The sequence below is a fragment of the Carboxydocella sp. ULO1 genome (assembly GCF_002049255.1).
Classification (GTDB): Bacteria; Bacillota.
The window spans coordinates 153,372-173,535 of the sequence record NZ_BDLQ01000058.1 but is presented as its reverse complement, the minus strand read 5'-3'; the positions used below and the strand labels follow the sequence as shown (position 1 = coordinate 173,535).

Genomic DNA, 20,164 nt, shown 5'->3' with positions numbered 1-20,164 from the left:
GGAGATTTTTATATTTCTCAGCTAAAAAACGCATAATTCGGCCTATTTTGTGTTAAATCGAATTAATTCCCAGCTTGACAAATTCTAAAAAATTTTATGCAACGCTACTGTACATTTACAGTTTAATTAAGGCAGGTTTACTACCAGCTTTAAAACTTGGAAGCATGAAAGTAAGAAGAACTGCCTTACTGGAATTCTTGGAAAAGTTTGAAGGCAAGGATTTAACTGACCCGTTTAATATAAAGCCATTAGAACAACTTAATGAGGAAAAATAACATTTACAGCTTTATTGATGTTTTAGCATAATTATGATAAAATTATGCTAAACTAATAAAGGGGTGATAATTGTATGCCACATATTAGACCAGTATCGGATTTGAGAAATAATTTTGCAGATATATCAAGGATTGTTCATGAAACTCAAGAACCTGTATTTTTGACCAAGAATGGTTATGGGGATATGGTTGTAATGAGCATGGAAGCTTACGAACGGAAACTGTTTGAAAGTGAAATTTACTTTAAGCTGAAGGAAGCGGAACTGGAAGCCAAAACAACTGATAAGAGATATTCCCATAAAGAAGTATTTGAAGAATTAAGGGCAAGAATTGTGGATAAGGTGGAATCTGATGAAGTATGAAATTAGATACCTGCCTTTGGCAAGTAGAGATTTATCTAATATTGTATCTTATATTGCAGATGAGTTAAAAGCACCAAAGGCAGCTATGGATTTAATTGATGCATTGGATACTTCTATATCAAGGCTTGCACAGTTTCCGTATTCATGCAGGGTATATTATCCTGAAAAATCCCTTGAAAATGAATATAGAGTATTACCTGTAAAAAACTATTTAGTGTTCTATGTGGTCAAAGAACAGGTTGTTGAGATTCACAGGGTTATATATGCTAAAATGGATTTAAGCAAACTCATAAAATGATATTATTGACACTATAGAAAATACAAACAATGAATGAAAATAACCGTACTAAAAACGTACTAATATTTTCTGAAGCCTGTTTTTTTCATTGAAAATAGAAATAATAATGACGTGAAATGCAGTAAAATCAAGGGTAGAAAATACTGAAAAAGACTTAATCACAGAGTGGGAGTAAATGCTATCCCTCCGTTTAACGGAGGGTATTTTGTTAATTAGCGAAAATAGGGTAAGATAAAAAAGGATTTTCTTCTTTCTCGTTGAATAGTAAAAAGTATGTGAAACTGAGGACAAGGAGGCAGTACATACATGAATGACACCTTTCTCAAAGCATGTCGACGGGAGCCGGTGGATTATACTCCTGTTTGGCTGATGCGCCAGGCGGGCCGTTACATGGCCGAATATATGGCGATTAGAAGCAAGTATTCTTTCCTGGAAATGTGCAAGATTCCGGAAATTGCCGCTGAAGTTACTTTGCAACCGGTGAACAAACTGGGGGTGGATGCTGCCATCCTCTTTGCCGATATTCTTTTGCCTTTGGAAGGCATGGGGATTCAACTGGAGTTTGCCAAAAACGAGGGCCCGGTAATTCATAACCCGGTCCGAACCAGGGCGGATGTGGATACCATCCGGGTCATTGAGGCGGAAGAGGCTACTCCCTATGTCATGGAAGCCATCCGTATCTTACGGCGGGAACTGGCAGATAAAGTTCCTCTGATCGGTTTTTCCGGTGCGCCCTTTACCCTGGCTAGCTATATTATCGAGGGGGGCGGCTCTAAAAATTATATTGAGTGCAAGAAGATGATGTGGCAGGCCCCCGAAGTTTGGCATGCTCTGATGGACAAGATTGCCGAGGTGATTTTGCGTTACCTCAAGGCTCAGATTGCTGCCGGAGCCCAGGCGGTGCAGTTATTTGACTCCTGGGTAGGGGCTCTGTCTCCCGAAGATTATCGTCAGTATGTGCTGCCTTATTCCAAAAAGGTGCTGGACGGCCTGAAGGATAGTGGCGTGCCCGTGATCCATTTTGCCAATAATGCCTCCAGCATGCTGGAACTGGTGAAAGAAGCCGGTGGAGATGTCATCGGCCTGGACTGGCGCATCAATATCGATGATGCCATTCGTCGCCTGGGCGATGATGTAGCTGTTCAGGGCAATCTGGATCCCATGATGTTGTTTGCACCGCCCCGGGTAATTGAGGAAAGGGTTAAGGATATTCTGGCCCGGGTTGGCAATCGGCCGGGACATATTTTTAACCTGGGCCATGGCATCCACAAAGATACCCCGGTAGAACATGTGATTGCTCTGGTGGAAGCAGTGCACAAACACAGTCGCCGGTAAGGAGTGAAGTAAATGGGAGAGCAGCTCAACGGGGTGCTGTTGCTGGGTTTTGGCGGGCCAGAAGGGCCAGAAGGGGTCGAGGCTTTTATGACCCGGTTGATGAAAGGGCGAAAACCGCCGCCGCCGGTGATCACCAAAGTACAGGCCCGTTATCGGCAAATTGGAGGAAAGTCTCCCCTGCTGGAGATTACCAGGGCCCAGGCGGCCGCCCTGGAAGCCAGACTGAACCAGCTGGGAGGAAGCTGGAAGGTAGCGGTAGGAATGAGCAATTCGGCTCCATATATAGAAGAGGGCTTGAAGGAACTGATTGCAGCAGGGGCCGGGCAGGTTATCGCTCTCAGCATCTCGCCCCATTATTCGCGGATAACCACTGGAGCCTATCTGGCTGAAGTGGACAGGCTAAAGGAGCAGTTTTCCTGTCCGGTGATTCCGGCACCGGCCTGGTATGACCATCCCCTGTTTATCGCGGCTCTGGCTGCGAGGGGAAGGGAACAGCTACAGGGCTTTGAGCGGCCGGAAGAAGTAGAATTGATTTTCAGTGCCCACAGCTTGCCTGTCTCCTATGTAAGCGGGTCGGAGGCTGACCCCTATCAGGAGCAGGTGGAAGTAACAGCCCGGGCTCTGGCTGCTCATTTTCCGGCCAATCCCTGGACCCTGGCTTACCAGAGCAAAGGGGGCGGGCAGGGGGAATGGCTGGGCCCGGAAGTGGAGGAAGTGCTGGAGCAGCTGGCGGCGAAGGGTAAAAAGGATGTCCTGCTGATTCCCATCGGTTTTGCGGCTGACCATATTGAGACACTGTATGACATAGATATCGAGCAGGCCAATCATGCCAGATCCCTGGGGCTGAATTTCCGGCGGGCCCGGGCAGTCAATGATTTGCCGTTATTTATTTCAGCCCTGGCGGAGGTTGTAACAGAGGTGATGAAAAGATGAAAAAAGTGGTCATTATCGGTGGCGGCATCACGGGTTTAGCGGCTGCCTACACTCTGGGGAAAAAGGGACAGGGCCAGGTGGACTATCTCCTGATCGAGCGGGAGAAGCGCCTGGGAGGCAAAATTGCCACAGATAAGGTTGATGGCTTTGTTATTGAAGGAGGACCCGACTGTTTTCTTTCGGAAAAGCCTCAGGTGGCTCAGCTCAGTGCCGAACTGGGGATTGAGGAACAGCTCTTGCCCAGCCATGAGGCCAGCAAAGGGACTTATGTCTTTTCCGGAGGCAGACTGCACAAGCTGCCGGAAGGCTTGATGTTGATGGTGCCGACCAAAATCGTTCCTTTTGCGCTGAGCTCCCTCATTTCCTGGCCGGGAAAAATCCGCATGGGGATGGATCTGTTTATTCCACCGCGCCAGAGTGATGAAGATGAGAGTCTGGCCAGTTTTGTTACCCGCAGATTGGGGCGGGAAGCACTGGAGAAAATTGCTGAACCCCTCATTGGGGGCATTCATGCTGGGGATCCGGAGAAAATGAGCTTAAAGGCCAGTTTTCCCCGTTTCCTTGATATGGAAAAGAAATATGGTAGCTTGATTAAAGCCATGCTGGCAGCCCGAAGGCATAAAGCGCCGGTACAGTATCTGGCCAATGGTAAAATTGAAAAAACCTATTTCATGTCTTTCAAGGAGGGCATGGGACAACTGGTAGAGGCTGTTGCCAGCAAACTGGACCCGGCCAAAATCTGGCTGGGCCAGGAAGTAAAAGGGATAAAGCGTCAGGCTGACGGAAAGTATCTCGTGGAACTGGCAGACAAAGAGCCGGTAATTGCCGATGCTATTATCCTGGCCACACCGGCCAATGCAGCGGCAGAACTGACTGCTGAACTGGATCGGGAAATCAGTCAGCTCTTACAGGGTATACCCTTTGTTTCTTCGGCTACTGTCTCTCTGGCTTACCGGAAAGGGGATGTAAAACAGGATCTGAACTCCTTTGGTTTTGTCATTCCCAGGGTGGAAGGGCGTAAAATCATGGCGGCTACCTATAGCTCGACCAAATGGTATGGGCATCGAACCCCGGGAGAGGAATATGTTCTCCTGCGGGCTTTTGTGGGCGGGCCAGCCAGTCAGGAGCTGGTCTTGCTGGATGACGAGCGCATGATCAGTATGGTTCGCGCCGAATTGCGGGAGATTATGGGCTTGACGGCAGAGCCGGTGCTTACCCGGGTGTACCGCTGGGTAAAAGGCATGCCTCAGTATGTGCTGGGCCATCTGGAGCGGATTAAGGCCCTGGAGGAAAAAACGGCCCAGTATCAGGGGTTGCAGATCGTAGGCGGTTCTTATCGTGGAGTAGGTATTGGCAACTGTGTAGGCGAAGGCTGGAATGCCGCTGAAAACATCTTGAAGCAGCTGAGCTAAAAATATGGGAGGAGACCGCATGGAAGGGCAGAAACGGCAAGTGCTGGCACTGGTGGGCAGTTACCGCAAAGGGGGTAATACCGACTTGATCATTGAGCAGGCTCTGGCCGGGGCTAGAGACTGTGGAGCGGAAACGGAAAAATTTTTTGTGGATGATTTGCGGTTTACCTCCTGTCAGGGTTGCTATGAATGCCGGCCGGCAGGGGTATGCAAACTGGAGGATGATGTCCGCCTGATTCGGGATAAAATAGAGGCTGCTGATGGCATTATTATCGGTACTCCCATTTATGGAAATTACATGACCGGGCAACTAAAAACGTTGCTGGATCGTTTGATGGGGGTATTAACCCGACGGGTTTTTGATCCCCGGGAAAAGAAGTTCCAGACTTTTAGCCGCCTGGTGCCGAAACAGCGCAATGTATTGCTGGTATTCACAGCTGGCGCACCTCATCCTGAATGTGCTGAAGATGCTGAAAAACTGCTGCGGCGGATGATGGAAAAGCATACCAATGGCGGGTTTATAGAAGCCCTGGTGGCTACTTCGGTTACCAGCCAGGGGGCTATTGCCATGAGTGTAGCGGAACTGCTGGAATTAGCCAGGCGATCCGGGATACCAATTGGGGAGGAACAGGCCCGCCAGGCCTGGGAGCGCAACCAGAGGGTACTGGCCCGGGCTTTTGAGCTGGGAAGAAAGTTATAAGGAAAGGAAACAGGCTGTCTGCGAGAGGCGGACAGCTTTTTTGTTCACACAATCGCCATATTCTTTCGTTATACTGAAATTAGCATCCTGGGTCGGAGGGTGAGGCTATGGCTGAGAAAAAAATTCTCGTGGTCGATGATGAAATGAGAATGCGCAAACTGGTAGGAGATTTTCTGAAAAAAGAAGGCTATGCTGTGCGGGAAGCAGCAGATGGTCGCCAGGCACTGGAGATTTTTCAGCGGGAACATCCGGATTTAGTTATACTGGATGTAATGATGCCGGAATATGATGGCTGGGCTGTCTGCCGGGAGATCAGAAAGACTTCCAGGGTCCCGATTATCATGTTAACGGCGCGGGGAGAAGAGGAGGATGAGCTTTTTGGTTTTGATCTGGGAGCAGATGAATATATCGCCAAGCCTTTTAGCTTAAAGATACTGGCAGCAAGAATCCAGGCCCTGTTTCGCCGCCTGGAAAACCGGCAAGTGGCGATAAGAAATTATGACGGGCTGGAAATCGATGAACCGGGGCGTAATGTTTATGTGAACGGGGAACGGATTGAACTAACACCCAAGGAGTTTGATCTTTTGCTCTATCTGGCAGATAATGCCGGCCGGGCTTTGAACAGGGATCAGATTTTAAATGCGGTATGGAATTATGATTACTTTGGCGATACCCGTACGGTGGATACCCATATCAAGCGACTCAGACTGAAACTGGGGGAGAAAAGCGAATTAATTCAGACGGTACGGGGGGTTGGTTACAGATTTGAGGTGAAAAAATGAGATTATCTATACGCACCAAACTATTTCTGGCAGGGAGTGGGCTGGTGGCCTTTTTTGTCGGGTTTTCTCTGCTGTTAAACAATCTTTATTTAAATGAATATTATCTCTGGCAAAAGAAAAACATTCTGATCGAGAGTCTGGAGATGCTTAACGAGAACTACCAGGGGGATCTTGAAACTATTGGATTGCAACTGGAAAAACTGGAGAGAAATCAAGGACTAAATGTTTATATTATCGGTCCGGGGATGGAGTTAAAGTATAATCCTGCGATGCGTCTTTTTGGTATGGGTGGCCCCGGTCGAAAAGGCATGGAGATGACCCTCTGGATGCATGTTTTGCGGTCAGATCTGTGGCAACGTCCCCAGGGGGAGTATCGGCTGGAAGTGGTGGAGGACCCGCGGCTGAAGACCAATTTTCTCCTGCTGACAGGGCGGTTAAAAACAGGGGAGCTGCTGGTATTGAGCCTTCCTGTTGCGGCTATTGATGAAAGCACTGCAGTTGCCAATCGCTTTTTCCTGTTCACGGGTCTGATCACAATAGTCCTGGGGGGACTGGGAGCATATATCTTCGCCCGGCGGTTTACCAGGCCGATTCTGGAGCTGAATGAACTGGCCCAGCATATGGCCCGGCTGGATTTTAGCCAGAAATATCGCGGGCAGACTGATGACGAGATCGGGCAGCTGGGGGAGAGCATTAATTCTATGTCTGAACAACTGGATAGGGCTATCAACCAGCTGCGGGAGGACATTGAGCGGGAACGCCGGATTGATCAAATGCGGAAGGAGTTTATCTCCAATGTTTCCCATGAATTAAAGACTCCTATTGCCTTGATTCAGGGTTACGCAGAAGGGTTGAAACTAAATGTCAATGAGGATGAGGAAAGCAGAAATTTCTACTGTGATGTGATTATAGATGAGGCCGGCAAAATGAACCGGCTGGTGAGGGACCTGCTGGATTTATCCCAGATCGAGTCAGGCTATTTGCAACTGGAGAAGACGGAGTTTGACCTGGCGGAACTGCTAAGGCAGATTGTGGAAAAATTCCGGCCCCTGTTGAATGAACAGGGCGTAGATATTGGGCTGGACATACCCGGAGCTTTGCCGGTACTGGGGGATGTTGGTCGGATTGAGCAGGTCGTGATTAACTATTTGAATAATGCGATAAACCATCTGGACCAGCGCAAGCAGCTTAGAATCAAGGCCAGGCGGCGGGGGGAAAAGGTTCGGGTCGAAGTGTTCAACAGCGGCCAGTCTATTCCGGCCGAGGCTCTGGAAAAAATCTGGACCAGTTTTTATAAAGTAGACAAAGCCCGTACCAGAGCCTATGGTGGTACCGGGCTGGGTCTGGCCGTAGTGAGGGCGATTATGGAATTGCACCAGAATGGGTACGGCGCCGAGAATTTGCCCGATGGGGTGAATTTCTGGTTTGAGCTGGATTTTCATCAATCTGCCACCTAGTTTTCACAGAACTGCCACAGAAACAGCATATAATCTGCTTTGTACAAAAACAAAGCAGGAGGGAAAGAGAATGAAATTAAGTCGGCAGTTGCTCTGCGGGCTCAGTATCGGCAGCAGCAAAAATCAGTAACTCCATGAATTTGCCAGCAGCCAGGGGTAAAGGAAAATCGGAACGGGTAACTACCCCCAGATGACGCCGGGGCAGTTCCAGTTCCAGCGGTAGGAGAAAGACCTGACCGCTGGCCAGTTCTGCCTGCACATAGGCTAAAGGCAGGAAGGTGAGGCCCAGTCCGATTTTGGTCAATTCAACCAGCAAGTCAATGCTGCCGGATTCGATTTCGGGTTGAACGCTGAGATTGTGAGCAGCCAGAAGCTGATCCAGCAAGTTTCTGGTGGTAGTGGCTTTCTCCAGTAACAGCAATGGATAAGTTACGATTTCTTCAAGGGTCAGGGTTTGGCCCTGCAGTTGCCGGTACTGGGGGCCGGCGATAAAGCCATAATTCAATTCTTGCAAAGGGACTGCCTGCAGGTTTGCAGGCAGTTCTTTTGCCGGGAGGTGGATGACCGCCAGATCCACCAGTCCCCGGCTTAATAAATCCAGACAGCCCGGGGAAGTGGTGTTGGTGACCCGGAGTTTGAGCTGGGGATAGAGCTGGCTAAAGTGTTGAAAGGGATGAAGCAAGAAATGCTTACAAATAGTGTCGGTAGCTCCCAGTCGCACTTCGCCCCGAGCCAGGGTGCGCATTTCATCCAGGGTGCGCTCAGCGGTTTTGATGGCCAGGTATGCCTGCTCGATATGCTGGAAAAGGACTTCGCCCTCTCTGGTTAAGCGGACTTGCTTGGTATGGCGGGAGAAGAGAGAGCAACCCAGCTGCTCTTCCAGAGCCTTGATATTCTGACTGACGGCTGACTGGGAAATGAACAGTTCCCGGGCTGCGGCAGAGAAGCTCAGGCTTTTGGCTACATGGTAGAAAACTTTATAGAGTTCAAAGCTGATGTTCATCTTACCGCTCCTGTGGTAGTTTTTGCTTTATTGTATCATTAGATAATTTTTCTTAGCAACTATTTGGCGATATAATAAAGATGGGGTGGTAAAGATGAACTTTGCGCTGATTGAGCAAAAAAAGAGAATGCTTGACGCTAAACGGCCGTTGCCAGCCAGTACTGTAAAATCTTTACGGGAGCATATTCTGGTAGAATGGACCTATAATTCTAATGCCATCGAAGGAAATACCCTGACTATTTATGAAACTAAGGTGGTCCTGGAAGGGATAACTATTGGGGGCAAGTCCTTGAAAGAACATTTGGAGGTTATCAACCATAAAGATGCTATTTTATATCTGGAGGAGTTAGTAGATAAGGATGCTCCCCTGACTGAGTGGGAGATTAAGAATATTCACCGGCTTGTATTAAAGAATATTGATGATGCTAATGCCGGGGTGTATAGGAAAGAAAATGTGATAATCAGTGGGGCTAAACATCGACCGCCTCAGCATTTTCTTGTAAAAGAGCAGATGGAAAACCTGATAAAACAGTATCAGGGGGAGTGGCGTAACCTCCATCCAATTGAAAGGGCGGCTCTATTACATGGCGAGTTTGTTAAAATCCATCCCTTTGTGGATGGAAATGGCAGAACAGCAAGGCTTTTGTTAAATTTTGAGTTGATGAAAGCGAGTTATCCGCCAGTAATTATTAAGAAAGAACGGCGGGCAGAATACTATGATTCCCTTGATAATGCTCATATTTCCGGGGATTACAGGGATTTTATTAGCCTTGTGGCTAGTTGTGTTGAAGAGAGTTTGGATTTGTGGTTAAGTGTAGTTTTATAAGCAGGAAAACACAACATGGGTTGTAGGCCGGGGCGGCCGCAGCTAAATTGGGTTTAGACAGTTATTAAGCCTAGAAAAACCCTATTTGCAGATGCCAGCTATACCCGGTATGGGGGGATTAAGGGTATCTGAAGCCAATAAGTCAGGCGACACCCATCATGGGATGAGACAATTTGCTCCTGAAAAGGCTCTGAGCCCAGTACTATTTTATTTTAAAATTAACCTCAAGAGAGTGATTTTTACTTTCTTGAGGTTCTTTTATGTACAAAAAATGATATAAGTTGCGCACACATATAGTTCAGTCATGCTTATAAATAACATTAGATATATTAACTACTGTTATGAATGTGGCTGTGATATAATAAAAGCAAAGAAAAGCCGAGGGGGAAGGTATTAATGGTGCCAGTGCGCAGGATTTATGTAGAAAAAAAGCCGGAGTTTGCCGTGGAGGCCCGGCATCTATATGAAGACTTAAAGGAAAATCTGGGCATCAAGGGTTTAACCGGACTGCGTATTATCAACCGCTATGATGTGGCTGGTATTAGTGAGGAAGAATACAGGCTGGCCCGGGACACCATATTCTCCGAACCCCCTGTGGATGTGGCATATGATGAGGTATTACCCCTGGACCCCCGGGAGCGGGTGTTTGCCATCGAATATTTGCCCGGGCAATATGACCAGCGGGCTGATTCCGCCGGACAATGCCTGCAAATTCTTACCCAGAAAGAACGGCCCCTGGTACGCTCTGCCAAGCTGATTGTTTTACAGGGAGATATCACCGAGGAAGAACTGGCCAAAATCAAGGACTATTGCATTAACCCGGTGGAAGCCCGGGAGGCGGCACTGGACAAGCCTGTCAGTCTGGAGCTGGAAATGGCGGAACCGCCGGAGGTGGCGGTTATTCAGGGCTTTATCGACATGAAGGAGCCAGAACTGGCTGAACTCCATGCCCGGCTGGGCCTGGCTATGGGGCTGGAGGATCTGGCCTTTTGCCAAACATATTTCCGGGATACAGAAGGGCGCAATCCCACCATTACCGAACTGCGGGTGCTGGATACCTACTGGTCTGATCATTGCCGGCATACTACCTTCCTGACCCGGATCAATGAGGTGGAGATTGAGGCGGCACCCTTGACTGAGCCGGTAAAGGAGGCCTATCAGGAATATCTGCGGGCCCGCACCCTGGTTTATGGTGAGGAAGAACGGGATATCTGTCTGATGGATATCGCCGTCATGGGCATGAAGGAACTGCGTCAGCTGGGGAAACTGCCGGACCTGGATGAGTCGGAGGAAATCAATGCTTGCAGTATAATTGTGCCGGTGGAGATCGATGGTCGAACGGAAGAATGGCTGGTGATGTTCAAAAACGAAACCCATAACCATCCCACTGAAATCGAGCCCTTCGGGGGGGCGGCTACCTGTCTGGGCGGGGCGATTCGGGACCCTCTCTCCGGCCGTTCCTATGTCTACCAGGCGATGCGAGTAACGGGCAGTGGTGACCCGCGGGCCCGGGTGGAGGATACTTTGCCCGGCAAGTTGCCGCAGAGGAAAATTACTACCGGGGCGGCAGCCGGTTACAGCTCTTATGGTAACCAGATCGGCCTGGCTACCGGCCAGGTAGCGGAAATCTATGACCAGGGCTATATCGCCAAGCGTATGGAAATCGGGGCAGTGATCGGGGCGGCACCGCGAACCAATGTGGTGCGGCAGCGGCCCCAGCCCGGAGATGTCATAATTTTGCTGGGAGGCCGCACTGGGCGGGATGGCTGTGGCGGTGCGACCGGTTCCTCCAAGGAACATACCGAAGAATCCCTCTTTAGCTGTGGGGCGGAAGTACAAAAGGGCAACCCGCCGGAGGAGCGCAAAATCCAGCGGCTCTTCCGCAAGCCGGAAGTAAGCTGCCTGATCAAGAAATGCAATGACTTTGGCGCCGGTGGGGTGTCGGTAGCTATCGGGGAACTGGCCGATGGGCTGGATATTAATCTGGATGCCATCCCGAAAAAATATGAGGGATTGGATGGGACAGAACTGGCTATTTCTGAATCCCAGGAGCGGATGGCAGTAGTGGTAGCCGCTGCTGATGTAGAGCAGTTTATTCAGCTGGCAGCAGAGGAAAACCTGGAAGCTACACCGGTGGCCCGGGTTACCGCTGAACGGCGTTTGCGCATGCACTGGCGGGGCCAGACCATCGTCGATATCAGCCGGGATTTTCTCAACACCAATGGGGTGAAACAGACCACTCCGGTGACGGTAATCGCACCGAAAGCAGAGGAAAACTACTTTGCTGCTGTACCGGCAGCGGTGGCGAAAGCCGGGGATTTACAGCAGGCCTGGCTGGCCAATTTACAGGACCTCAATGTCTGCAGCCAGAAGGGATTGGTCGAACGATTTGACAGCACTATTGGTGCCGGAACCGTGCTGATGCCGCTAGGAGGGATTTATCAGGATACCCCGGCCGAGGGTATGGCGGCTAAGATTCCTGTACTGGAAGGGGAAACGGTCACCGGGACCCTGATGACCTTTGGTTATAATCCTCAACTGGCCAAATGGAGCCCATTCCATGGTGCCCTCTATGCTGTGGTGGAGGCAGTGACCAAAATAGTGGCTATGGGTGGGGATTATCGCCGGGTACGCCTCACCCTGCAGGAGTATTTTGAGAAGCTGGGCAAGGACCGGCAAAAGTGGGGCAAGCCTTTTAGTGCCTTGCTAGGGGCCTATCTGGCCCAAAAACGGCTGGGGATTGCTGCCATTGGCGGTAAGGATAGCATGTCCGGCACTTTCAAGGATCTGAATGTGCCACCGACCCTGGTAGCTTTTGCCGTGGCACCGGTGGATGTACGCCAGGTTATATCGCCAGAGTTCAAGCAGGCAGGAAGTCGGGTGGTGCTGGTTCGGGCCCGGCGGGATGAACGGGAAATCCCCGATTTTCAGCAATTACAGCAAAACTTCAGCCGTATACACGAATTAATCAGCCAGGGCCGGGTGCTGGCTGCCCATTCGGTACGCCTGGGCGGGCTGGCGGCAGTGATTAGTAAAATGGCGTTCGGCAATCGGATAGGTTTTGCCTTTGCAAATATATTTGATGGGAAGGAACTTTTCGCCCCTCTTTATGGTTCCCTGGTCCTGGAAGTGGAGGCAGGGCTGGATTTGGAACGGGTTCTGGCAGGACTGGACTGGCAGCTCCTGGGCCAGACCCTGGCGGAAAAAGTAATCAAGGTTAATGGTATAGAGATAGACCTGGAAGAGGCATACCGGGCCTGGACAGAACCCCTGGAAGGGGTATTTCCCACCCGGGTTAAGACGCAGGAAGAGCCGCCGAAAATTTTTAGCTACTGGCAGGAACAGCGGCGACAGAGTACGGTTAAAATCGCCCGTCCCCGCATTCTGATGCCGGTTTTCCCCGGCACCAACTGCGAATATGACACAGCCCGGGCCTTTACTGCTGCGGGTGGAATTGTGGAAACTCTGGTTATCCGCAACCTGACCCCGGCGGCTATCGAGGAATCCCTGGCGGCCCTGGTGGCAGGGATTAAGCGGGCCCAGATTATCATGTTGCCAGGAGGCTTTAGCGGCGGGGATGAACCCGATGGCTCCGGCAAATTCATCGCCACCGCCTTCCGTAACCCCCGGGTCAGGGATGCGGTAATGGAGCTTTTATATCAGCGGGATGGCTTGATGCTGGGAATCTGTAATGGTTTTCAGGCCCTGATCAAACTGGGACTGGTGCCCTTTGGTGAAATCCGGGATTTGAGCGATGATTCTCCGACCCTAACCTTCAATACCCTGGGGCGCCATGTCTCCAAACTGGTGCGTACCCGGGTGGCTTCTAACCTGTCCCCCTGGTTGAGTCTGGTAGAGGTAGGGGATATTCATACCGTAGCAGTCTCCCATGGGGAAGGGCGGTTTGTAGCCGCACCGGAACTGGTGGCTGAACTGGCCCGACGGGGGCAGATTGCCACTCAGTATGTGGACCTGGAGGGTAAGCCCACCTATGACCTGCAGTTCAACCCCAATGGCTCCATCGAGGCCATTGAAGGTATTACCAGCCCTGATGGCAGGGTACTGGGCAAAATGGGGCATTCGGAGCGGATTGGCCCCCATCTCTACCGGAATGTGCCCGGGGAATTTGACCAGAAAATCTTTGCCGCTGGGGTAGCTTATTTCCGGTAATATCCGAACGTCATTGTTAAGATAATGTTAAACGTTCGGTTTTGCTCCTTGACAGCAGTGGCCAGACCTGGTAACATAGGTAGTGGACAGCCAAATAGCATCTCGTATAAGCCGAAGAATATGGCTTCGGCGTCTCTACCAGATGACCGTAAATCATCTGACTACGAGAGAAAGTGTGCCTAGGGTTCCGCCGGTTTTATGGCCGGGTCTGTGACCGAGTGGCACAGGTGGGTATTTTTTACCCGCTACACCGATGGGACAAAAGCCCGGACGGGTAGGTTTCTTCTCGTATTTTTTCGCGGAAGAAGTCTGCCTGTCCGGGCCAATTTTCTTTTGGAGGTGAAAAGTAGTAGAGATTTTACGGTTAGGAGAAACTATGGCTGATTAAACTCACTACCATGGATGCTAGGAGGCGTAGAGATGCTAGAGAAACTGTTCAAATTGCGGGAACGCAACACCACTGTTGGTACGGAAATCATTGCCGGTTTGACTACTTTTATGACCATGGCCTACATACTGGCGGTTAACCCCGGTATCCTTTCTACCACCGGGATGGACTATGATGCGGTTTTCTTCGCTACCTGTGTGGCAGCAGGGATTGTAACTATCGCTATGGGTCTGTTTGTCAACTTCCCCATCGCTCTGGCTCCGGGCATGGGCCTGAATGCCTACTTTGCCGTAGTGGCGGCTAAAGGCGGAGAATTTACCTGGCAGGCAGCTCTGGGGGCAGTTTTCATTTCCGGTATTATCTTTCTAATCCTGACCGTCACCAATATCCGGCAGTTGCTGGTGGTTGCCGTACCCAATTCCCTGAAAAAAGCCATTACTGTCGGGATCGGTCTCTTTATTACTATTATCGGTTTTAAGACTTCGCATTTGCTGGTCGCAGGTTTGCATGTTATTCCTCCTACCCTGGAGACTTTGAATAAAACTAATGGTATTGCCGGTTCCCTGCTCTTCTTTGAATGGGATCTGAAGCTGGGCAACCTGACCCATGCCGAACCCTTGCTGGCCCTGATTGGCCTGGCCATTACCGGGATTCTCATGGCCCGGCGAGTAAAAGGCTCCCCCTGCTCTGGGGGATTATCTTAACCACTTTAATTGGGATTCCGATGGGTGTTACTCCGATTGACAAATTCCAGTATGCCCTGCCCAAGTTGAGTAACCTGGCGGTAGGTAAACTGGATATCATGGGAGCCCTGGAACATGGTCTGATTGCTGTAGTGCTGACCTTTACCTTCGTGGAATTGTTTGATACCTTTGGTACCCTGGTGGGTACTGCTGGCCGGGCTGGCTTGCTGGATGAGACCGGCAACAATCCTTATATCGGCCGGGCCATGCTGGTGGATGCCCTGGGGGTCAGTTTCGGTGCTCTGATGGGTACCAGTACTGTTACTGCTTATATTGAAAGCGCAGCCGGGATTGGGGAAGGTGGACGCACCGGCTTGACTGCTGTTACCACCGGGGTACTGTTTCTGGCTGCCCTCTTCCTGGCTCCTTTCTTTAAGCTGATTCCCGATGCTGCTACAGCTCCGGCCCTGATTATTGTAGGCTTGCTAATGGCTTCTGCCATTAAAGAAATCGATTTTGATGATTTCACTGAAAGCATGCCTGCTTTCTTAACTATGACGGTAATGCCCTTTACCTATAATATCGCCAATGGGATTTCGGCTGGTATCGTTTTCTACACTGTGCTGAAGGTGGTTACCGGCCGGACTAAGGAAGTGCACTGGCTAATGTGGATTCTCACCGCTCTGGTGTTAAGCCGTTACGTTTTCATCGGAGCGGAATAAGGAAAAAATTCAGGAGGGATGAGTTGATGGCAAAACTGGTTGGAATCATCATGGGCAGTGACTCTGACTTGCCGATCATGGCTGAAGCGGCCAAAGTGCTGGATCAATTTGGAGTAGAGTATGAAGTCAAGATCTCTTCCGCCCATCGGGCCCCGGAGGTGACCATTGAGTGGGCTAAAGGGGCAGTGGAACGGGGCCTGGAGGTGATTATTGCCGGTGCCGGAGTAGCTGCCCATCTGCCCGGAGTGGTGGCTGCAGTGACACCATTGCCGGTAATTGGTGTACCAATAAAAGCTGGGGCCCTCAATGGTATTGACGCGCTGTACGCTATAGTGCAGATGCCCAGTGGCATTCCGGTCGCTACTGTAGCTATCAATGGAGCAAAGAATGCAGGATTGCTGGCTGTCCAAATCCTGGCATCAACCAGACCGGAATTGCAGGCCAAACTGGTGGAGTACCGCCGGAAGCTGGCTGAGGAAGTACAGGCAAAGGCGGACAAACTGCAGCAATTGGGCATTGACGGTTATCTGGCCCAAAAACAGCAGGGCTAAAGAGGACCGCCCCGGAATTTTCAACTCGTCCCTGACCCAGGCAGCCAGGTCCTCGCCATAAAACGAGGGTTTGGTCTGCCTGGGATTATTTTTAGCAAAGGAGTGCTGAGAAGAGGATGATTGAGCGTTACACCTTGCCGGAAATGGGGAGAATCTGGTCAGAAGAAAACAAGTATCGCAAATGGTTACAGGTGGAAATAGCTGCCTGTGAAGCTATGGCAGAGCTGGGCATGATTCCGGCTGACGCAGTAGCGGAAATCAAGGCCAAAGCTGATTTCAGTGTAGAACGCATCCATGAGATTGAACAGGTAACCAATCATGACGTAATCGCTTTTTTGACCTGTGTGGCTGAGCGGGTGGGTGAAGCCAGCCGTTTTATCCACCTGGGTATGACTTCTTCCGATGTGCTGGATACGGCCTTGGCCCTGCAGATGAAAGAAGCCGGGGAAATCCTCCTGGGCCAGCTGCGGGAACTTTACCAGATATTGCTGGAAAAGGCGCAGGAGTATCGCTATACCCCCATGATTGGGCGCACTCATGGCATTCATGCTGAACCCATTACCTTTGGCCTGAAAATGCTGTTGTGGGCGGCGGAAACAGAGCGCAATCTGACCAGGCTCCAGGCAGCATTAGAGGATATCTCTACTGGCATGATTTCAGGGGCAGTAGGCACCTATGCCAATATCGATCCACGGGTGGAGGAAATCGCCTGCCGTAAATTGGGCTTAAGACCGGCGAAAGTTTCTACCCAGATTATCCAGCGGGACCGCCATGCAGCCTTCATGACCACCCTGGCTGTGATTGCGGGCAGCCTGGATAAATTCGCCACTGAAATCAGGAACCTGCAACGGACTGATATTCTGGAAGTGGAAGAATTCTTCCAGAAAGGCCAGAAGGGCTCTTCGGCCATGCCTCATAAGCGCAATCCCATTACCTGTGAGCGTATTGCCGGCCTGGCCCGGGTGGTGCGGGCCAATGCTCTGGCGGCCCTGGAAAACCAGGCGCTCTGGCATGAACGGGACATTACCCATTCCTCGGTGGAACGGGTGATTATTCCTGACAGCACCATTGCTCTCAATTATATGTTGCACAAATTCATCGGAGTGATGAAAAACTTGCTGGTCTACCCGGAAAACATGCTGGCTAATATCAATAAGACCCATGGCCTGGTCTTTTCCCAGCGGGTGCTGCTGGCCCTGGTGGATAAGGGCTTGACCCGGGAAGCGGCCTATGCTCTGGTGCAGCGTAATGCCCTTCAAGCCTGGGAGACTAAACAGCCTTTCCTGGACCTGGTCCTGGCTGACCGGGAAATTACCGCTCATTTGAATGAGGAGGAAATCCGGGGGCTGTTCAACTTCAATTACCACCTGGCCCAGGTGGATACCATCTTTGCTCGTTTCGGCTTATAAAATTAACAAGTTAGGAGGAAGGCAGATGCAAAAAGGCGAATTCTTATACGAGGGCAAGGCCAAAAAAATCTATGCTACTGATCAGCCCGGTCTGGTCTGGATTGAGTACAAGGATGATGCTACTGCTTTCAATGGCTTAAAGAAGGGGACCATTAGTGGTAAAGGGGAGCTGAATAACAAGATTTCTGCTTACTTTTTCCAGCTGCTGGCCCAGAAGGGGATTGAAAGTCACTTTGTCCAGCTGGTCAGTGATAATGAGCAGATCGTTAAAAAAGTTGAAATCGTACCTCTGGAAGTAGTAGTGCGCAATATCGCTGCCGGCTCCCTGGCCAAGCGGCTGGGCCTGGAGGAAGGAACTGCCATGCAGCAACCCGTTGTAGAGCTATATTACAAAAATGATGAGCTGGGAGATCCCCTGATTAACTACTATCATGCTCTGGCTCTGGGGCTGGCAACTCGGGAAGAAATGCTCTACATGGAAGAAATGGGCTTGAAAATCAACGCTATTTTACAGGAATATCTCCGCGACAAAGAAATCATCCTGGTGGACTTCAAACTGGAATTTGGCCGGGTAGATGGTAAAATCATTCTGGCTGATGAAATTTCCCCTGATACCTGCCGTTTCTGGGATGCAGAGACCAGGGAAAAACTGGACAAAGACCGCTTCCGTCGTGATCTGGGCGGAGTGGAGGAAGCCTATCAGGAAGTGTATCGCCGGTTGACCGGCAACTAATAATTAGGGGGAGAAACCATGGCGGGGGAAATAAAAGACGAATGCGGTGTATTTGGGATTTATTTGCCTGGTGGCGAAGTAGCCCAGATCACCTATTATGGCCTCTATGCCCTCCAGCACCGGGGACAGGAGAGCGCCGGAATTGCTGTGGCTGACGGTAAGGAAATCCGCCTCCATAAAGGCATGGGCCTGGTGCCAGCTGTATTTCAGGATAAAGATTTACAAAGCCTGAAAGGGTATATTGCCTGTGGTCATGTCCGTTATTCTACCACAGGAGCCAGTTCGCCCATTAATGCCCAGCCCCTGGTTTTTCGCTATGCCAAGGGAATGCTGGCAGTAGCCCACAATGGCAACCTGGTCAATGCCTATGAATTAAGGAAGAATCTTACCGCCCGTGGGTCCCTCTTTCAGTCCACCATTGACACGGAAGTGATTATCAACCTGCTGGCCCGGCATAGCCAGGGCGGGATAGAGGATGCTGTCCATAAAACCATGATTGACCTCAAAGGCTCCTATTCCCTGGTGATCATGACCCAGGATAAATTGCTGGGAGTGCGGGATCCCCATGGCATCCGTCCCCTCTGTCTGGGGCGGCTAGGGGATGGCTATGTGATTGCTTCCGAAAGCTGTGCACTGGATACGGTGGGAGCTACTTTCCTGCGGGATGTTGAGCCGGGGGAAGTGGTGGTAATCGATGAAAATGGCCTGCATTCCCGCCAGGCTTTACCGCCTCAGAAGCAGACCTGCATTTTCGAATATATCTATTTTGCCCGGCCCGACAGCCGCATTGATGGCTTCGGGGTCAACTGGTGCCGGCGCCAGATGGGGCGGCAGCTGGCCCGGGAGGCTCCCCGGGATGTAGATGTGGTCATTTCTGTGCCTGATTCCGGCACGGCAGCAGCGCGAGGCTATGCCGAAGAGCTGGGCCTGCCCTTTGAAGAAGGGCTGATGAAAAACCGCTACATTGGCCGCACTTTTATCCAGCCATCTCAGGCCTTAAGGGAGCTGGCGGTGCGGTTAAAACTCAATCCCATTATTTCGGTAGTGAAAGATAAGCGCCTGGTGCTGGTGGATGACTCCATTGTACGGGGCACGACCAGTCGCCGCATTGTCAAAATGCTGCGGGAAGCGGGGGCGAAAGAAATTCACTTGCTGATCAGCAGTCCGCCCATTTTGCATCCCTGTTACTATGGTATTGATACTTCGGAACGGAGTGAACTGATCGCTGCCCAGAAAAGTGTGGAAGAGATAGCCCAGTATATCGGGGTGGATAGCCTGCATTATCTCAGCCTGGAAGGCCTGCTGGCTGTATTTCAGGCTGATGTCAATCAGGGCTTCTGTACCGCCTGTTTTAATGGTCAATATCCCGTCCCCATCCCGCCGGAAGCGGGGAAACACATTCTGGAAAAAGGGGGGTCTTGCTGTTGAAAGGCTTGACCTATAAAGAAGCCGGTGTGGATATTGATGCCGGCAATCGCGCCGTAGAACTGATTAAGGAAAAAGTCAGGAAAACCATGCGACCGGAAGTCTTGACAGATATCGGCGGCTTTGGTGGGCTGTTTGCCCTGGATATCAGCAAATACCGGCAGCCGGTGCTGGTCAGCGGCACTGATGGAGTAGGGACCAAGCTGCGGGTGGCCATGCTGATGGATAAACATGACACCATTGGCATCGACTGTGTGGCCATGTGTGTCAATGATATCCTGGTCCAGGGGGCAGAACCCCTCTTTTTCCTTGACTACCTGGCAGTGGGTAAACTGGATCCGGAACAGGTAGCCGCTATTGTTGGCGGCATTGCCGAAGGCTGCCGGGAGGCAGGCTGTGCGCTCATCGGGGGCGAAACGGCGGAAATGCCCGGTTTTTACCCGCCGGGAGAATATGATGTGGCCGGTTTTGCTGTGGGAGTGGTGGATAAGGAGAAAATTCTCGACGGCTCCCGGGTGCGGGAAGGCATGACGGTGCTGGGCCTGGCTTCTCACGGTCTCCATTCCAATGGCTATTCCCTGGCCCGTAAAGTCTTGCTGGAGCGGGCCGGACTGAACCTTGACCTCTACCTGCCGGAACTGGGTTGTACTGTAGGGGAGGAGTTGCTGAAACCTACCCGTATTTATGTACGTTCCCTCCT

15 protein-coding genes, 2 pseudogenes and 1 riboswitch are annotated in these 20,164 nt (G+C 50.8%); of the genes and pseudogenes, 16 read left to right on the top strand and 1 reads right to left on the bottom strand.

The window, feature by feature from the left end; genetic code table 11:
* Window positions 1–349 precede the first annotated feature (349 nt).
* From ULO1_RS09065 to ULO1_RS09030, 8 genes are all read left to right on the top strand, one after another.
* Complete coding sequence (locus ULO1_RS09065; protein ID WP_079907965.1) at window positions 350–637, top strand: type II toxin-antitoxin system Phd/YefM family antitoxin; 288 nt, start codon at window positions 350–352, stop codon at window positions 635–637.
* Entirely contained in the window at window positions 627–935 is a 309-nt protein-coding gene (locus ULO1_RS09060) for a type II toxin-antitoxin system RelE/ParE family toxin (RefSeq protein ID WP_079907966.1), read from the top strand. Before ULO1_RS09065 ends, ULO1_RS09060 begins: the two co-directional genes overlap by 11 nt.
* 306 nt (window positions 936–1,241) lie before the next feature.
* Entirely contained in the window at window positions 1,242–2,270 is a 1,029-nt protein-coding gene (gene hemE / locus ULO1_RS09055) for a uroporphyrinogen decarboxylase (protein WP_079933420.1), read from the top strand.
* Between the two features lie 12 nt (window positions 2,271–2,282).
* Window positions 2,283–3,203 (top strand): ferrochelatase, encoded by a 921-nt coding sequence (gene hemH, locus ULO1_RS09050; protein WP_079933419.1) that lies wholly within the window; start codon window positions 2,283–2,285, stop codon window positions 3,201–3,203.
* Entirely contained in the window at window positions 3,200–4,615 is a 1,416-nt protein-coding gene (gene hemG / locus ULO1_RS09045; protein ID WP_079933418.1) for a protoporphyrinogen oxidase, read from the top strand. Before hemH ends, hemG begins: the two co-directional genes overlap by 4 nt.
* Before the next feature lie 19 nt (window positions 4,616–4,634).
* The gene (locus ULO1_RS09040; protein WP_159446868.1) at window positions 4,635–5,315 is read left to right on the top strand and encodes a flavodoxin family protein; all 681 of its coding nucleotides are present in this window, start codon (window positions 4,635–4,637) and stop codon (window positions 5,313–5,315) included.
* A 107-nt stretch (window positions 5,316–5,422) separates the two neighbouring features.
* Window positions 5,423–6,097: a response regulator transcription factor gene (locus ULO1_RS09035; protein ID WP_078665648.1), complete on the top strand. Its 675-nt coding sequence runs from the start codon at window positions 5,423–5,425 to the stop codon at window positions 6,095–6,097.
* Entirely contained in the window at window positions 6,094–7,554 is a 1,461-nt protein-coding gene (locus ULO1_RS09030) for a cell wall metabolism sensor histidine kinase WalK (protein ID WP_078665649.1), read from the top strand. The genes ULO1_RS09035 and ULO1_RS09030 overlap by 4 nt, the downstream gene beginning before the upstream one ends.
* Before the next feature lie 76 nt (window positions 7,555–7,630).
* Here ULO1_RS09030 and ULO1_RS09025 read toward each other — a convergent pair whose 3' ends face one another.
* Window positions 7,631–8,557 (bottom strand): LysR family transcriptional regulator, encoded by a 927-nt coding sequence (locus ULO1_RS09025; protein ID WP_079933416.1) that lies wholly within the window; start codon window positions 8,555–8,557, stop codon window positions 7,631–7,633.
* 94 nt (window positions 8,558–8,651) lie between these two features.
* Here ULO1_RS09025 and ULO1_RS09020 point away from each other — a divergent pair, with 94 nt between their 5' ends.
* The 8 genes and pseudogenes from ULO1_RS09020 to purM form a co-directional block, all read left to right on the top strand.
* Window positions 8,652–9,383 carry a Fic family protein gene (locus ULO1_RS09020; RefSeq protein ID WP_078665651.1) on the top strand — a complete coding sequence of 244 codons (732 nt, stop codon included), beginning with the start codon at window positions 8,652–8,654 and terminating at the stop codon, window positions 9,381–9,383.
* A gap of 396 nt (window positions 9,384–9,779) precedes the next feature.
* Window positions 9,780–13,553, top strand: a complete 3,774-nt coding sequence (locus ULO1_RS09015) for a phosphoribosylformylglycinamidine synthase (RefSeq protein WP_079933415.1) — start codon at window positions 9,780–9,782, stop codon at window positions 13,551–13,553.
* 82 nt (window positions 13,554–13,635) lie between these two features.
* Window positions 13,636–13,737, top strand: a riboswitch (purine riboswitch).
* A 236-nt stretch (window positions 13,738–13,973) separates the two neighbouring features.
* A pseudogene (locus tag ULO1_RS09010) lies at window positions 13,974–15,346 on the top strand (NCS2 family permease).
* A gap of 26 nt (window positions 15,347–15,372) precedes the next feature.
* On the top strand, window positions 15,373–15,897 hold the full coding sequence (gene purE / locus ULO1_RS09005) for a 5-(carboxyamino)imidazole ribonucleotide mutase (protein ID WP_078665654.1): 525 nt from the start codon (window positions 15,373–15,375) through the stop codon (window positions 15,895–15,897).
* A gap of 116 nt (window positions 15,898–16,013) precedes the next feature.
* Window positions 16,014–17,306: an adenylosuccinate lyase gene (gene purB / locus ULO1_RS09000; RefSeq protein WP_079907977.1), complete on the top strand. Its 1,293-nt coding sequence runs from the start codon at window positions 16,014–16,016 to the stop codon at window positions 17,304–17,306.
* Between the two features lie 25 nt (window positions 17,307–17,331).
* Window positions 17,332–18,039 (top strand): phosphoribosylaminoimidazolesuccinocarboxamide synthase, encoded by a 708-nt coding sequence (gene purC / locus ULO1_RS08995; protein ID WP_078665656.1) that lies wholly within the window; start codon window positions 17,332–17,334, stop codon window positions 18,037–18,039.
* Window positions 18,040–18,057: 18 nt separating this feature from the next.
* Window positions 18,058–19,467: an amidophosphoribosyltransferase gene (gene purF, locus ULO1_RS08990; protein ID WP_078665657.1), complete on the top strand. Its 1,410-nt coding sequence runs from the start codon at window positions 18,058–18,060 to the stop codon at window positions 19,465–19,467.
* A pseudogene (purM, locus tag ULO1_RS15185) lies at window positions 19,458–20,164 on the top strand (phosphoribosylformylglycinamidine cyclo-ligase); the annotation flags it as partial. The gene purF and the pseudogene purM, both read left to right, overlap by 10 nt.